The 14,691-nt window shown below is 66.3% G+C and carries 17 protein-coding genes; 7 read left to right on the top strand and 10 right to left on the bottom strand.

Annotated elements, in window-relative coordinates; translation table 11 throughout:
- Nucleotides 1–11: 11 nt before the first annotated feature.
- From CVN68_RS14845 to CVN68_RS14855, 3 genes are all read right to left on the bottom strand, one after another.
- Nucleotides 12–2,717, bottom strand: a complete 2,706-nt coding sequence (locus CVN68_RS14845; RefSeq protein ID WP_100282889.1) for an ATP-dependent DNA helicase — start codon at nucleotides 2,715–2,717, stop codon at nucleotides 12–14.
- Nucleotides 2,718–2,800: 83 nt separating this feature from the next.
- Nucleotides 2,801–3,247, bottom strand: coding sequence for a hypothetical protein (locus tag CVN68_RS24040; RefSeq protein WP_233503371.1), 447 nt, complete (start codon nucleotides 3,245–3,247; stop codon nucleotides 2,801–2,803).
- A 79-nt stretch (nucleotides 3,248–3,326) separates the two neighbouring features.
- Nucleotides 3,327–3,764: a MarR family winged helix-turn-helix transcriptional regulator gene (locus tag CVN68_RS14855; protein WP_100284432.1), complete on the bottom strand. Its 438-nt coding sequence runs from the start codon at nucleotides 3,762–3,764 to the stop codon at nucleotides 3,327–3,329.
- 137 nt (nucleotides 3,765–3,901) lie between these two features.
- Between CVN68_RS14855 and CVN68_RS14860 the strand changes: the two genes are divergently transcribed.
- The 3 genes from CVN68_RS14860 to nhaA all read left to right on the top strand — a co-directional run bounded on the left by CVN68_RS14860 (nucleotide 3,902) and on the right by nhaA (nucleotide 7,201).
- Nucleotides 3,902–4,327, top strand: coding sequence for an organic hydroperoxide resistance protein (locus CVN68_RS14860; RefSeq protein ID WP_100284433.1), 426 nt, complete (start codon nucleotides 3,902–3,904; stop codon nucleotides 4,325–4,327).
- An 85-nt stretch (nucleotides 4,328–4,412) separates the two neighbouring features.
- On the top strand, nucleotides 4,413–5,990 hold the full coding sequence (locus CVN68_RS14865; RefSeq protein ID WP_100282890.1) for a lysine--tRNA ligase: 1,578 nt from the start codon (nucleotides 4,413–4,415) through the stop codon (nucleotides 5,988–5,990).
- Entirely contained in the window at nucleotides 5,987–7,201 is a 1,215-nt protein-coding gene (nhaA, locus tag CVN68_RS14870) for a Na+/H+ antiporter NhaA (protein ID WP_100282891.1), read from the top strand. Before CVN68_RS14865 ends, nhaA begins: the two co-directional genes overlap by 4 nt.
- Here nhaA and CVN68_RS14875 read toward each other — a convergent pair.
- The 5 genes from CVN68_RS14875 to CVN68_RS14895 all read right to left on the bottom strand — a co-directional run bounded on the left by CVN68_RS14875 (nucleotide 7,170) and on the right by CVN68_RS14895 (nucleotide 10,833).
- Nucleotides 7,170–7,796 carry an MFS transporter gene (locus CVN68_RS14875; RefSeq protein WP_100282892.1) on the bottom strand — a complete coding sequence of 209 codons (627 nt, stop codon included), beginning with the start codon at nucleotides 7,794–7,796 and terminating at the stop codon, nucleotides 7,170–7,172. The genes nhaA and CVN68_RS14875 overlap by 32 nt on opposite strands.
- Nucleotides 7,797–7,925: 129 nt before the next feature.
- Nucleotides 7,926–8,444 carry a hypothetical protein gene (locus CVN68_RS14880; RefSeq protein WP_100282893.1) on the bottom strand — a complete coding sequence of 173 codons (519 nt, stop codon included), beginning with the start codon at nucleotides 8,442–8,444 and terminating at the stop codon, nucleotides 7,926–7,928.
- Between the two features lie 44 nt (nucleotides 8,445–8,488).
- Nucleotides 8,489–9,130: a phytanoyl-CoA dioxygenase family protein gene (locus CVN68_RS14885; RefSeq protein WP_199560089.1), complete on the bottom strand. Its 642-nt coding sequence runs from the start codon at nucleotides 9,128–9,130 to the stop codon at nucleotides 8,489–8,491.
- A 24-nt stretch (nucleotides 9,131–9,154) separates the two neighbouring features.
- Nucleotides 9,155–10,084, bottom strand: coding sequence for an electron transfer flavoprotein subunit alpha/FixB family protein (locus CVN68_RS14890; protein WP_100282894.1), 930 nt, complete (start codon nucleotides 10,082–10,084; stop codon nucleotides 9,155–9,157).
- A complete protein-coding gene (locus CVN68_RS14895; RefSeq protein ID WP_100282895.1) occupies nucleotides 10,081–10,833 on the bottom strand; it encodes an electron transfer flavoprotein subunit beta/FixA family protein in 753 nt (250 codons plus the stop codon). Before CVN68_RS14895 ends, CVN68_RS14890 begins: the two co-directional genes overlap by 4 nt.
- A 197-nt stretch (nucleotides 10,834–11,030) precedes the next feature.
- On the opposite strand from CVN68_RS14895, the gene CVN68_RS14900 reads away from it, so the two are divergent.
- Nucleotides 11,031–11,489: a hypothetical protein gene (locus CVN68_RS14900; RefSeq protein WP_158298906.1), complete on the top strand. Its 459-nt coding sequence runs from the start codon at nucleotides 11,031–11,033 to the stop codon at nucleotides 11,487–11,489.
- Nucleotides 11,490–11,531: 42 nt separating this feature from the next.
- On the opposite strand, the gene sucC is transcribed toward CVN68_RS14900, so the two are convergent.
- Both sucC and CVN68_RS14910 read right to left on the bottom strand, forming a co-directional pair.
- Entirely contained in the window at nucleotides 11,532–12,734 is a 1,203-nt protein-coding gene (gene sucC / locus CVN68_RS14905; protein ID WP_100282897.1) for an ADP-forming succinate--CoA ligase subunit beta, read from the bottom strand.
- Between the two features lie 131 nt (nucleotides 12,735–12,865).
- The gene (locus CVN68_RS14910) at nucleotides 12,866–13,174 is read right to left on the bottom strand and encodes a hypothetical protein (protein WP_100282898.1); all 309 of its coding nucleotides are present in this window, start codon (nucleotides 13,172–13,174) and stop codon (nucleotides 12,866–12,868) included.
- On the opposite strand from CVN68_RS14910, the gene CVN68_RS14915 reads away from it, so the two are divergent.
- Genes CVN68_RS14915 through msrB form a run of 3 tightly spaced genes read left to right on the top strand, consistent with a single transcriptional unit; the run spans nucleotide 13,161 to nucleotide 14,690 of the window.
- A complete protein-coding gene (locus tag CVN68_RS14915; RefSeq protein WP_100282899.1) occupies nucleotides 13,161–13,682 on the top strand; it encodes a hypothetical protein in 522 nt (173 codons plus the stop codon). The two genes, CVN68_RS14910 and CVN68_RS14915, sit on opposite strands and share 14 nt — an antisense overlap.
- 40 nt (nucleotides 13,683–13,722) lie before the next feature.
- Nucleotides 13,723–14,223, top strand: a complete 501-nt coding sequence (locus CVN68_RS14920; RefSeq protein WP_100282900.1) for a sterol desaturase family protein — start codon at nucleotides 13,723–13,725, stop codon at nucleotides 14,221–14,223.
- Between the two features lie 32 nt (nucleotides 14,224–14,255).
- Nucleotides 14,256–14,690 carry a peptide-methionine (R)-S-oxide reductase MsrB gene (gene msrB / locus CVN68_RS14925; RefSeq protein ID WP_100282901.1) on the top strand — a complete coding sequence of 145 codons (435 nt, stop codon included), beginning with the start codon at nucleotides 14,256–14,258 and terminating at the stop codon, nucleotides 14,688–14,690.
- The last annotated feature ends 1 nt before the right edge of the window (nucleotide 14,691 follow it).

Genomic DNA, 14,691 nt, shown 5'->3' on the forward strand with positions numbered 1-14,691 from the left:
TCCCCGAACTCTCAGGCGGTAGCGGGGGCTCCATGCCGCAACCGCGCGTCCAAGGAAAGCCGAACCCGCACCACCGCCTCGTCGAGCGTCACGCGCGCGACCGGCGTGCCCGGAGGAAAAGCGTCGAGCAGACGCGAGGGACTGGCGGCTGAGAGCAATATGAAGGTGCCGCGATCGTCGGCGCGGCGAATCAACCGGCCGAACGCCTGCGCCAGCCGCGCGCGGACGATGCGATCGTCATAAGCCGTGCCGCCGCCGGCAAGCCGCCGCGCCGCGTGGAGCACGCTTGGCTTGGGCCAGGGGACACCCTCCATCACCACCAGCCGCAGCGAATGGCCGGGGACGTCGACGCCGTCCCTGAGGGCATCGGTGCCGAGCAGCGACGTGCGCGGATCGTCGCGAAATATGTCGACGAGCGTGCCCGTGTCGATCGGATCGACATGCTGGGCGAGCAACGGGAGCCCCTCGCGCGCCAGCCGGTCGGCGATTCGCGCGTGGACCGCGCGCAGCCGGCGAATCGCAGTGAACAGCCCGAGCGTGCCGCCGTCCGCGGCGACGACCAGCCGGGCATAGGCATTGGCGAGCGCCGGCAGATCGCCACGTTTGACGTCGGTGACGATCAGCACTTCGGCCTGCCCCGGATAGTCGAACGGGCTGATCGCCTCGAAGCGCTGCGCCGGACGCAGCAGATGCGACGCGCCCGACCGCGCCTCAGCGACATTCCAGTCGCCGCCGGCACGCAGCGTCGCCGAGGTGATCACTGCGCCGTGCGCCGGCTCGAGCACCGTTTTGGCGAAGGGCTTCGAGGGATCGAGCCAGTGGCGGTGGAGCCCGACATCATATTCGCGCCCCTCGACGCGATCGACCGCCAGCCAATCGACATATTCGGGATCCGCCGGCCCGCCGATCCGGGCGATCAGCGCGAGCCACGCACCGACGGTCTCGGCGCGCCAGCCGAGCGAGGCGATCGCGCCTTCGATCCGCGCGCGCGCCGGGCCGTCCATCCAGTCCGGCGCGTCGGCGAGCACCGCCTCGAGCCGGCGGCCGAGCTTCACCAAAGGGCGGACGAGCGCATCGAGCGCGGCGCCCGCCGGCCCCGCCGCCTCGACCAATGCGCCGTCGGGCTCGGCGAGCTCGGTCTCGAGGCCGTAGCCGGCATCGCCCGATCCGTTGACGTCGCGCGCATAGACCAGCCCGCGCACCGTGGCGAGCAACGCTTCGACCGGGCCGAAGGGCTCCCCCTCATTCAGCCGCTGAAGCCAGCCGTCGCTGGGCAGCGCGCGAGCGGCATCGACTGCCTCGCCGATCGCCAGGCCGCCTTCCTCGTCATAGCTCGCGACGTCGGAGAGGCGCGCCGCCAATCCGCGCCGCCGCCCGCGCGACCCCGATTCGGGACCGGTGATCCAGCGGCGGATCTCGATCGCCTCCTGCCCGGTGAGCGCCGCCGAGAACATCGCATCGGCGGCATCGAACAAATGATGTCCCTCGTCGAACACATAGCGCGTCGGCCGGGTCGCCGACTCGCGGCCGCGCGCGGCATTGACCATCACCAATGCGTGGTTCGCGATGACGATGTCGGCCTCGGCACTCGCCCGCGCGGCGCGCTCGATGAAGCATTTCCGGTAATGCGGGCAGCCAGCATAGATGCATTCGCCGCGCCGATCAGTCAGCGCTGTCGAGCCGTTGCGGCGGAACAAGGTGGGCAGCCAACCGGGCAAGTCGCCACCGATCATGTCGCCATCGGCGCTGTACGCCGCCCAGCGCGCCACCAATTGCGCGAGGATCGCCGCGCGGCCGGCGAACCCGCCCTGCAGCGCATCCTCGAGATTGAGCAGGCAGAGATAATTCTCACGCCCCTTGCGCGTGACGATCCGCCGCTTGCGGGTCTCGGGATCGGCGAACAGCCGTTCGCCTTCGTGCGCGAGCTGGCGTTGCAGCGCCTTGGTGAAGGTCGATACCCAGACCGGCCCCTCGGCGCGTTCGGCCCAGAGCGACGCTGGGGCGAGATAACCCAGCGTCTTGCCGATCCCGGTACCCGCCTCGGCGAGCACCAGATTGGGCGAATCGCGCACCGCACGCGGCGCGAAGGCAGCCGCGGCGGCGACGGCATAATCGCGCTGCCCCAGCCGCTGCTCGGCACCGCTGCCGGTGAGCCGCGCGAGCCGTTCGGCGATGTCGGCGTCGGGCAGGGTGACAGTGCGCGGCGTCGGCCGGGGCGGGCGTTCTTCCCATTCGGGCAGCTTCGAGAATGGCCAGCGCTCGGCCTGCGCCGGCTTGGCCACCGCCGCGCTCAGTGCCGGTGCCCAAGGCCAGCGCAACCGGAACAGCGACTGGAGCGAATTCCACGCACCTTCGCGCTCCGCCCATTGCCCGGCAGGCACCGCGAGCAAAGCCGCGGCGGCGTCGCGCAGGAAAGCGGCGACATCCCTATCGTTCGCCGGCATGTCGATCCCCGCCGCCCGGGCGAGGCCTTTGGGCGTCGGCACCATGAAGCGCGCGGGATGGAGAAAGGCGAACAATTCCAGCAGATCGAGCCCGTTGAGCTCGGGATGACCGAGCCGTTGCCCCACCAGCGGCGCATTGAGCAGGAGAATCGGCGTATCGGCAGCGAACCGGATCGCCTCGCCCCGGCTGACCGCGCGGGTTTCCTCCGCGGTGGCGATCCAGATGCCGCCATGGCTGGCATGGAGCGCGGGATAGGGCAGAGGCGGCGTCATCGGCGGATCAGCCTGTACGCTTTTCGTTCCGCATCGCCAGCCGAATTCGCGAGTCAAGCACGGCAAAGTTGCGGACTCGTGAGTCATTCGTCAACTTTGCCCGTCGGCACGACGCGCCGCGGCGGCACCGTGAACGCGGCGCGCACCGCGGCCAGCGCGATACGGGTTTCGAAGCTGTGGATCGTCCCGACGAACTTGCCGCGATAGAAACGCGGCCGTGTCGAGCCGTGCGTCACCTGATCGATCACGAAAGCGAGCGCGCGCTCGCGGGCTTCGTCCTCGACCATGTACCAGGCGAGCGCGAAGCTTTCGGCACGCGGACGGCGGCGCAGATTATAGGCGGAAGCCGCGCTCATCCCCACCGAGCGCGCCGCCTGCGCGACCACCCCGGTTTCCGCAAGCGCGGCGATGAAGCCGCGCTGGCGCTCGGGCGTCCAGCCGTCGTGGCGATGGCGGGTGAGCGGCACGGGGGTGAAATCGGGGAGTTCGTCCTCGGCGCCGGGCGTATCGGGAGGTGGCGACTCGCGCATCGACGAGCCTATCCCAGACGAAATCCTACATTGAAAGCGAGGAATTTCGGTTCCGGGCCCCTGTGGACCGGGTATCGATTCATTCCCGTGGCGTCCGGAGCGCGTGCCAGAGCGCCTGGACCTGGTGGTTGAGCGCTCCAAGCTGCTCGCCGCTCATCCCCGCGCGCTCGAGCAGCGCTTCGGCGAGGCAGCCGGATTGTTCGCGCATCGCCGAGCCGCGTTCGGTGAGTCCCACCCGGACCTGACGCTCATCGTCCGGATTGCGTTCGCGCGTGACGAAGCCCGCCGCTTCCAACCGCTTCACCAGTGGCGTCACCGTGCTTGATTCGAGCGCGAGCCGTTCGGCGATCGCGCCGACGGTTCGGCCGTCCTGCTCCCACAACGCATGAAGCACCAGATATTGCGGATAGGTGATGCCGAGCTGGTCGAGCATCGGCTTATAGGCACGATTGATCGCCATGCTCGTCGCGTAGAGCGAGAAGCAGAGCTGGTCGTCGAGCGGAAGGGCGGCGGGCACGGACATTCTCCTTCGATCGGAGCCGATATCAGAGAAATATATATCGCGATACAGAATGTGCTGGACAAGGGCGATTCGCACGCATAATAGACATGTATCGCGATAATGATTATCGCAGGCACAAAAGGAGTCCGACGATGTCCGTAGACGTGAAGTACCGCACCCGCGCCACCTCCACCGGCGGCCGCGACGGCGAGGCCCGTTCCGAGGACGGCCGTTTCGTCGCCAGGCTTTCGACGCCGAAGGAACTGGGCGGCGCAGGCGGCGACGGCACCAATCCCGAGCAGCTGTTCGCGGCGGGCTATTCGGCCTGCTTCATCGGCGCGCTCAAGGTCGCCGGGCAACAGCTCAAGCTCAAGGTGCCCGTCGAGACGACGGTGACCGCTACCGTCGGCATCGGCCCCCGTGCGGCGGGCGGGTTCGGCATCACTGCCGATCTCGAAGTCAGCCTGCCCGGAGTCGATCGCGACGATGCCGAGAAGCTGGTCGCGGCGGCGCACCAGATCTGCCCCTATTCGAACGCGACGCGGGGCAATGTCGATGTCGGGCTGAGCATCGCCTGACGACATACCTGCCGTGGTGCGCTCCAGCGGCTCGACGAGGCGCTGGGGTGGCACCGGCCGCTGCGCTTCGCTAGACGCGGCCGGTATGACCGACAAGCAGACGCTCCGCGCAGCCGCGCTCGAATCCAAGGCCTGGCCCTATGAAGAGGCCCGGAAACTACTCAAGCGCTATCCCGACGGTGCGCCGGCAAAAGGGCATGTGCTGTTCGAGACCGGCTATGGCCCGTCGGGGCTGCCGCATATCGGCACCTTCAACGAAGTGCTGCGCACGACGATGGTGCGTCGCGCGTTTGAGGCGCTGAGCGACATTCCGACGCGGCTGATCGCGTTCAGCGACGATATGGACGGGCTTCGGAAAGTCCCCGACAACGTCCCCAACAAGGAGATGCTGACCGCGCATCTCGGCAAGCCGCTGACGCGCATCCCCGATCCTTTCGGCACGCATGAGAGCTTCGCCGCGCACAACAACGCGTTGCTCCGCGAATTCCTCGATCGCTTCGGCTTCGAGTACGAGTTCGTCTCGTCGACCGATTATTATGCCGGCGGCATTTTCGACGACGCGCTGAAGAACGTACTGCGCCACTATCAGGGCATCATGGACGTGATGCTGCCGACGCTGCGCAAAGAGCGCCAGGCGACTTATTCGCCGGTGCTGCCGGTCAGCCCGAAGTCCGGCGTGGTGCTGCAGGTGCCGATCGAAGTGCTCGACGCCGAGACGGGCATGATCGCGTTCGAGGATGAGGGTGAGCGCATCGAGCAATCGATCCTCGGCGGCCGGGCCAAGCTCCAGTGGAAAGTCGATTGGGCGATGCGCTGGGTCGCTTTGGGCGTCGATTACGAGATGGCGGGCAAGGATCTGATCGACTCGGTGATCCAGTCGTCGAAGATCGCGCGGGTGCTCGGCGGCAGGCCGCCCGAGGGCTTCAATTACGAGATGTTCCTCGACGAGAAGGGCGAGAAGATCTCGAAGTCGAAGGGTAATGGGCTCAGCCTCGACCAATGGCTGACCTATGGCCCCGACGAGAGTCTCGCTTTCTACATCTATCGCGAGCCGAAAAAGGCCAAGGCGCTGCATCTCGGGCTGATTCCGCGCGCGGTGGACGATTATTGGCAGTTCCGCGCCAATTACGCCGAGCAGCCGATCGCGCAGAAGCTCGGCAATCCGGTCCACCATATCCACAATGGCCCACCGCCCGGCGAGACTTTGCCCGTGACTTTCGGGCTGCTGCTCAACCTCGTCGGGGTGATGGGCGAGGCGAGCAAGGAGCAGGTCTGGGGCTATCTCGCCAATTACGTTCCCGACGCGACACCGGAGACCTATCCCGCGCTCGACTCGCTGATCGGCTATGCGCTGGCTTATGCGCGCGATTTCGTGACGCCGACGCTGAACAAGCGCGCGCCCGAGGGAGTCGAGGTCGACGCGCTGAAACGGCTCGATGCCGAGCTGGCGGCGCTGCCTGCCGATGCTCCGGCCGAGGACATCCAGAATGTCGTCTACGAGATCGGCAAGACCGGCGGGTTCGAGAATCTACGCGACTGGTTCAAGGCGCTCTACGAAACCTTGCTCGGCTCGGAGCAGGGGCCGCGGATGGGCAGCTTCATTGCGCTGTACGGGATCGCTAACAGCCGCAAGCTGATTTCCGAGGCGCTCGCAAGGGCATGATCCACCGCGTCCGCTCGGCGACTCGCGACTTCCTGCACAGCGAGGCAGCGGGCGGAATCGTGCTGATGGCAGCGGCGGCGTGCGCGATGCTGGTCGCCAATCTGCCCGGCTGGTCGGTCGCTTATTTCCACGCGCTGCATGTCGAGACCGGCCCGGTGATCAGCCCGAAATTCGGGCCGATGACAGTGCATCTGTGGATCAACGACGCTGCGATGGCTTTGTTCTTCCTGCTCGTCGGGCTCGAGATCAAGCGCGAGTTCGTGGCGGGGCGGCTGGCGAGCTGGGAGCGGCGGCGGCTACCGGTGCTCGCCGCGGCGGCGGGGATGGCGGCACCTGCTTTGCTCTATCTGCTGGTTGCGGGGAGCCAGCCGCGGCTCGTCCAGGGCTGGGCGATCCCCGCGGCGACCGACATCGCCTTTGCGATCGGCGTGCTCGCGATCCTCGGCAAGCGCGCGCCGACCTCGCTCAAGCTGTTCCTCACCACCGTCGCGATCGTCGACGATCTCGGCGCGGTGGCGATCATCGCCTTGTTCTACACCGCCGGGCTCGACCTCGTCGCGCTGGCCTTTGCGGCGGCGGTGTTGCTGACGATGGTCCTGCTCAATCGGCGCGGGGTGCGGCGGCTCTCGCCCTATCTGTTGCTCGCGATGTTGCTGTGGGTCTTCGTGTTCCGTTCGGGCGTGCACGCCACGGTCGCCGGCGTTGCGGCGGCGCTGACCATCCCGATCGGCGCGCGCGATGGCGAATCGCCGCTCCACCGGCTCGAGCATGCGCTCCACCCCTGGTCGGCGTTCCTCGTCGTCCCGCTATTCGGCTTCGCCAATGCCGGCGTCTCGCTCGCGGGCGTGACACCTGCGGTGCTGCTCGCGCCGCTACCACTCGGCATCGCGCTGGGATTGTTCGTCGGCAAGCAGTTGGGCATCTTCGGCAGTGTCTGGATCGCGCACCGCACCGGGTTCGCGCCGAAGCCGGGCTGGTCGAGCTGGCCGCAAATTTATGGCGTGTCGCTGCTCGCCGGGATCGGCTTCACGATGAGCCTGTTCATCGGCGGGTTGGCTTTTGCAGGCGACGCCGCGCTCACCGACGAGGTCAAGATCGGGGTGCTCGGCGGATCCTTGCTGTCGGCGGTTGCCGGCTATCTGGTGCTGCGATTCGCGCCGCCGCGGCGCATGCTGGCGCTCAGGCTGATCGTAAGACGGCGGGGGTCCTGAGCGCGCGGCGTTCGGCCAGCATCGCGACGCACCAGACCACGAACCCGCCCAACGCGAGACCGGCGGCGACATAGCCAGTCGAGGTCCAGCCCCAGCCGGCGGCGATCGCCAGCCCGCCGAGCCAGGTCCCGAGCGCATTGGCAGTGTCGAACGCCGAATGGTTGAGCGACGCCGCCAGCCCCTGCGCGTCGCCGACGACGTCCATCAGCCGCGTCTGGAGGATCGCGCCGAGCGCCCCGGCAAAGCCGATCGCGAACACTGCGAGGCAGAGCGACCGGAAATGCGCGGCGATCCCGAAGTAGGCCCCGTGGGGCAGCCCGCTCAGAAAGCGGAAGACCAGCATCCAGTCATAGGTCAGCGCAAGCGCGCTCAGCCCGTTGAACAGTCCGAAGCTGGCCATCAGCACGATCAGCAGCGTCCGCCGCGCCATCCTGGCGCCCAGCACCGCGAGCAAAGGCGCGCCGACCACCACGCCGAGCGCATAAGCGCTGATCACATGCCCCGCGGCCGGCTCGTCGATCCTCAGCCCCCGCGCGAAATAGGGAACGAGGCTCATCGTCGCGAATTCGGTGGTACCGATCGCGAACCCGCCCATCGCCAGCGCGAAATGGACGAGCGCGGCGGGGTGAGTGCGAGGAGCGGGGCGTGCATCGGCCCCAAGTGGTCATGCTGCGGACGCGTCAACCAACCGGCGCTGCACATATGAATGCAGCGCGCGGGGAAGCTATTGGGTCAGTTCAACGTCGGCGAACGTCACCTCGCCAGTGGAGCAGGCAATCTTCGCAGTCGAGGGCGCGACCGGAATATCGGCTTCCGCGGTCTTCTTGCCCAGCGTGGCCGTCACCTTGCCGTCGGCGACGGTCAGCGAGAAGGGAACGGTCACGCCGATTCCCAGATCGCCAAGCGAATAGGTTTGCTCTTTGCCGCTACGCAGAACCCGTAATCGGGCAAGTAGCAAATTCCTCTGGGATCTCGCGGAGCCGATGACGTCCAATCGTGCCGTCCAGCTCCCATCCGCAGCAGCGAAATTGGCCCCACCGAACGTGGCGTACTTCACATGCATGGACATACTGGACACTGAGATGTCGCCTGCGATGCGGCCCCGCGCAGCGACCTTCCCGAGCGTCACGGCTTCGGAGCGTCCAGCCCCGGCGCGGCAACGAAAGTCCTTCGCCTGGGCTTGCGCGGTACCGTTGATCGCCACGATGGCGAGTCCGCAAATCACTAGCAACGTTCCGCGCATCCTGTGCTCCTGTCCGTAGGCGAACGAGCATAGGGACTAATGGATCAGATCCCAAGCCACTCCAGCTCGAACGGCAGCCGATCGGCCGAGAAATCTACCTGCAATACACGCCGGTGCCCGCCCCGAGCCGCCGCCGCGGAGGCATGAAGAATCGGCGTCGCATAGATCCAGACATCCCCCCGGTCGGCGAGACAAATCGCGGTGCCGCAGCGCGCGACGATTTCGGCCAGTGCCGGGTCTGCGACCCTGCCGAAGCGGTGCGATCCCGGCGCGACGAGCAACGGCGCATTGTCGTGGGGAACCGGATCGAGATGAATACGGATCGTCACCATTCGCTCGATCAGCGAAAAGGGCGGCTCGACATGCTGCATTCCCGCCTTGATCGACCAAGGCCCGTAGCCGGGCACGTCGGCGCGCGCCCTGACCGCGATGGTACGATCCTGATGCCAACCGAGCGACCAATTGGTTGCCGAGCTCTTGTCGAACAGAATTGCGCGCACGGGCCGCGCACGGTGACCGAGCCGCTCGGCCGCGCCCGCGCCGAGCAGAGGCAGGGCGAGAAGCTTGGTGAGGCCGGTGTACGCCATGCAGCCGCACACCGGCCTGATCCTGCGGCGCGGCCGCGGCGAGCGCCTCGAGTGCGGACAGAAAAGGGGCGGCCGCGCCGTGCAGGCGGGCCGCCCCATGTGCTTTGAAGTCGAGCCGCAAGCTCAAAGCTTTTCGGTGAGCTCCGGGACGATCTTGAACAGGTCGCCGACGAGGCCGATGTCCGCGACCTGGAAGATCGGGGCGTCCTCGTCCTTGTTGATCGCGATGATCGTCTTCGAATCCTTCATACCCGCCAGATGCTGGATCGCGCCCGAGATGCCGATTGCGATATAGACTTCAGGGGCGACGATCTTGCCGGTCTGGCCGACCTGATAGTCGTTGGGCACATAGCCCGCGTCGACCGCTGCGCGCGAGGCGCCGACCGCGGCGCCGAGCTTGTCGGCGAGCGGCTCGATGAGCGCATGGAAGTTCTCGCTGTTCTGCAGCGCGCGGCCGCCCGAGACGATCACCTTGGCGGCGGTCAGCTCAGGGCGAGTCGATTCGGCGATCTCGGCGCCGGCGAAAGTCGAGAGACCCGCATCGCCGCTGCCGCCTACTGCCTCGACGGTGCCGCTGCCGCCGCTGGTCGCGGCCTTTTCGAACGCCGTGCCGCGCACGGTGATCACCAGCTTCTTGTCGCTGGTCTGCACCGTGGCGATCGCATTGCCGGCATAGATCGGCCGCGTGAAGGTGTCCGGGCTCTCGACCGAGAGGATGTCGGAAATCTGCATCACGTCGAGCAAGGCGGCGACGCGCGGCGCGATGTTCTTGCCCGTGGTGGTCGACGGGAAGAGGATTGCGTCATGGCTCTCCATCAGGGTGACGATCAGCGGCGCGACATTCTCGGCGAGCGCGTGTTCGAACGCGGCATCGTCGGCGAGATGGACCTTGCCGACGCCGGCGATCTTCGCGGCTTCGTCCGCCACGCCCGCGGCACCCGAACCGGCGACGAGGAGATGGACTTCACCGAGCTTCGACGCGGCGGTGACCGTGGCGAGCGTCGCGTCCTTGACGTGCTTGTTGTCGTGTTCGACCCAGACCAACGTCTTCATTTCGCGACTCCCAGACCCTTGAGGCGCTCGACCAGTTCGTCGACGCTGCCGACCTTGACGCCCGCCTGGCGCTTGCCGGGCTCGACCACCCGAAGCGTCTTGAGCCGCGGCGTCGCGTCGACGCCGTAATCGGCGACGGTCTTCTTCGCGATCGGCTTGGACTTGGCCTTCATGATGTTGGGCAAGGTGGCGTAACGCGGCTCGTTGAGGCGGAGATCGGTAGTGACGATCGCCGGCAGCTTGAGATCCACGGTCTCGAGCCCGCCATCGACTTCGCGGGTGACCTTGACCCGATCGCCTTCGACTTCGACCTTCGAGGCGAAAGTGCCCTGCGCCCAGCCGAGCAAGGCGGCGAGCATCTGGCCGGTCTGGTTCGAATCGTCGTCGATCGCCTGCTTGCCGAGGATGATCAGCCCGGGCTGCTCCTCTTGCGCCACCTTGGCGAGCAGCTTGGCGACTGCCAGCGGCTCGATCTCGTCGTCGGTCTGGATCAGGATGCCGCGGTCGGCGCCCATCGCGCGCGCAGTGAGCAAAACATCGGTCTCGGCCTTGGGCACGCCGATCGTGACGACGACCACTTCGGTGGCGACGCCCTTCTCCTTCAGACGCACCGCCTCTTCGATGGCGATCTCGTCGAACGGGTTCATGCTCATCTTGACGTTGGCGAGGTCGACCCCCGTCCCATCCGCCTTCACGCGGGGCTTCACATTATAGTCAAGCACCCGCTTGACCGGCACCAGCACCTTCATCGGAATCCTCTCCATCGCTGGAAGATCGGCAATGCCAATCGCTAATGCCCGAGAATCGATTCAAGTCCAGCCCCAAAGCGCCTTCAGCATACCCGATCATCGAAAAAGCTGCTCGAACGCCTTGTTAGGGAGGCGGCATCAGTTCACCGCAAATTCAGCAGGGAAGCTGCAGCTTCGTGCAGGAAGGGAGAGAGAATATGGGGAAATCTAGTTTGTCGTTCTCGATGATGCTGGCGGTGACCATAGCGGCGGCACCCGCATTCGCACAGGATGTACCGGCGGCGGCCAGGGAGAAGGCCAAGCCAAAGGCTGGTACGATTTCGGGGATGCCCGGTGCCGCGTCAGCCAGTTATGCGCGCTGCGCGCCCGGCAATCCTATCGGCGGGATCATCGTAAAGGGCGGGTCCAACCTGAAGACGGCCGAAACCGATGGGAATTGCCCGCCTACCGGTGGCGCGGAAGCTGCGGAGGGCAAGGGACGAACCTATACCGGTGGCCGCCGCAACGAGGACGCGCCACCGGCAGCCGTCGAAGCTGTGCCGGCGACACCGGCGTCGAGCGGCGACATGCCCTCGCGCCTGTCGATGACGCCGACCACGATCAAGGCGGTCGCGCCGGCGGCGACTGGTTCGCTCAAGAAAAAGGACCTCCAGTAATCGACGAGCGGGCCGCCTGTGCGGCCCGCTTGCCGATCAGGGTCAGGCCGCGACTTTCTGCACTTCGGCCACGATCTTGCGCGCGGCATCGCCGAGGTCGTTCGCGGGCACGATGGCGAGACCCGAATTGGCGAGGATTTCCTTGCCCTGCGCGACGTTGGTGCCTTCGAGGCGAACGACGAGCGGGACCTGAAGGTTCACTTCCTTCGCCGCGGCGACGATGCCCTCGGCGATGATGTCGCAGCGCATGATCCCGCCGAAGATGTTGACGAGGATGCCCTTCACCACGGGATCGCTCAGAATGATCTTGAACGCCGCGGTGACCTTCTCCTTGTTGGCGCCACCGCCGACGTCGAGGAAGTTGGCCGGGAACATGCCGTTCAATTTGATGATGTCCATCGTCGCCATGGCGAGGCCGGCGCCGTTGACCATGCAGCCGATGTCGCCGTCGAGCTTGATGTAAGCGAGGTCATATTTCGACGCCTCGAGCTCCGCCGGATCCTCTTCGGTTTCGTCGCGCAGTTCGGCGAGATCCTTGTGGCGGAACATCGCATTGCCGTCGAACGCCACCTTGGCATCGAGCACCAGCAATTTGCCGTCCTCGGTGACCGCGAGCGGATTGATTTCGATCTGCTCGGCATCGGTGCCGAGGAACGCATCGAACAGCTTCGACGCGACATTGGCGGCCTGTTTGGCGAGATCGCCGGTCAACTCAAGCGCGGCGGCGACGGCGCGGCCGTGGTGCGGCATGAAGCCGGTCGCCGGATCGATGTCGATGCTGTGGATCTTTTCGGGGGTGTCGTGCGCGACGGTCTCGATGTCCATGCCGCCCTCGGTCGAGGCGACCATCGAGATGCGGCCGGTTGCGCGATTGACCAGAAGCGCGAGGTAGAATTCCCTGGCGATGTCGACGCCGTCTGTAACGTAGAGGCGATTGACCTGCTTGCCATGCTCGCCGGTCTGGATCGTCACCAGCGTGTTGCCGAGCATGTCGGTTGCCGCAGCGCGAACCTCTTCCTCGGTCTTCGCGAGGCGGACGCCGCCTTTGGCCTCGGGCGGGAGTTCCTTGAACTTGCCCTTGCCGCGGCCGCCCGCATGGATCTGGGCCTTGACGACGTAGAGCGGTCCGGGGAGTTTTTTCGAAGCCGCGACGGCCTCCTCAACGCTGAGTGCGGCAAAGCCGACGGGAACCGGCACGCCGAATTTCGCGAGCAGTTCCTTGGCCTGATATTCATGGATGTTCATTGGGCACGCCCTCGTGTTGCCGGCGGGATCGTTTGCGGAGGCCTTAAGCACGGCGCGCGGACGAATCCAAACCTTTTCCGAGTAATTGCGAATGCGACGCTATTGCAATAAATGCGCTGCAGTTGGTACGCTCAGCCCGCCAACCCCGTCGCGCAGAGCGCCGCAGAGCTGGAAGTCACTCCGAGAATCTCGGCGTCGCCGAGCGCGCGGACGCGATGAAGGAAGCGATCGACCGACTCGGCGCCCTGCGCGTTGGGTAGATCGGCGATTCGCATCAATTGCTTGAGCGACAACCGGTCGACCATCCGCTCGGCCATACAGGCCGACAGCGGCCTCGGCAGACCCGCGCGGATGAGGCCGGAGCGCAACCGCGCCTCGGGGACCGCGCAGCCGACGAGCAGCAATGCGGCGAGCGGGAAAAGAGCGATGGTCCCGGTCATTGCGCCCGGCTATCGGGCGCGGATGTTCCTCGCAACCATGCTCGCCATCCTCCCTGTTCCCGTCGATCCGGCGCATGCCGCGCTCGACCGCCTCACTGGCTGCTGGGATGCTCCCGGCGAGGTGATGGGAAAGCAGGTCCGGACGCGGGTCCGCGGCGCGTGGCGACTCGATGGCCGCTACCTGCTGATCGAGATGCACGGGCTCGATCCGGCCGATCCCTACGACGCGGCGATCGTCATCGGGGATCACGACCAGACCAGGCTCAGCGGCTGGTGGATGGACAGCTTCGGCGCGGGCTACAGCGCTGCGGGGCAGGGTGAGATCAAGCAGGGCACGATCGCAATCGATTATACCTATCCCGAGTCAGTCTATGCCAATCGCATGGCGGCCGACGGCAAAGGCTGGCGCTGGACGATCATCGAACGCAAGCGCGACGGCACCGAAAAGCCGTTCGCCTCCTATCGGCTGACCCCGGTCGCATGCGGCGATACGAAGTTCGCTTTCTGACGGGCATGACGCGCGGCCCCCGCCACCCTATCTATCAGCGATGAACCTCTGGCCCGGCATCCTGCTGTTCGTCGGCACCATCGTGGCGATGGAGGGCTTTGCCTATGCCGCGCATCGCTGGGTGATGCACGGTCCCGGCTGGTTCCTTCACAAAAGCCATCACATCCCGCGCGCAGGGGCGTTCGAGCTCAACGATCTGTATGCGGTGATCTTCGCGATTCCGTCGATCGTGCTGTTGCTCGGCGGCGTGCAGCTCGGCTGGTGGCCCGGCTTCGCCTGGATCGGCGCGGGGATCGCGGCGTATGGCGCGATCTATTTCGGCTTTCATGACGTCATCGTCCATAAAAGGCTCGCGCATCGCTACATACCGCGCGGGGCCTACATGAAGCGCATCGTCCAGGCCCACCGGCTCCACCACGCGGTCGAATCGAAGCACGGCACGGTGAGCTTCGGCTTCCTGTGGGCGCCGCGCGCCGAACTGCTCAAGCGCCAGCTCAAGGCCCGCGGCGGACGGATTCGGGCAGGTGCCGAGCCGGATTGACGCGCGGGACCCTCGCCCACATGCTCCCGCCCATGGAACAGCTCAACCTGTCCGAGTCTGAATGGCGCAAGCGCCTCACCCCCGAACAATATCATGTGCTGCGCGAAGCCGGCACCGAACGCGCCTTTTCCGGGCTCTACAACGACAACAAGGCCGACGGCCTCTACCGCTGTGCCGCCTGCCAGCTCGAGCTGTTCGACAGCGCCGACAAATATGATTCGGGATCCGGCTGGCCGAGCTTCACCCGGCCGATTTCGCCCGACCGGGTTGTCGAGCATGTCGACAACAGCCACGGCATGCGCCGCGTCGAGGCACGCTGCGCGCGCTGCGACGGCCATCTCGGCCATGTCTTTCCTGATGGCCCGCTACCGACCGGGCTGCGCTATTGCATGAACTCGGTGAGCCTCGACTTTCGTTCACGGACCGGCAACCCAAATGGCGCTAGCGGCGAACCGTCCGGCGCGTGAT

The organism is Sphingomonas psychrotolerans, assembly GCF_002796605.1.
Lineage (GTDB): Bacteria > Pseudomonadota > Alphaproteobacteria > Sphingomonadales > Sphingomonadaceae > Sphingomonas > Sphingomonas psychrotolerans.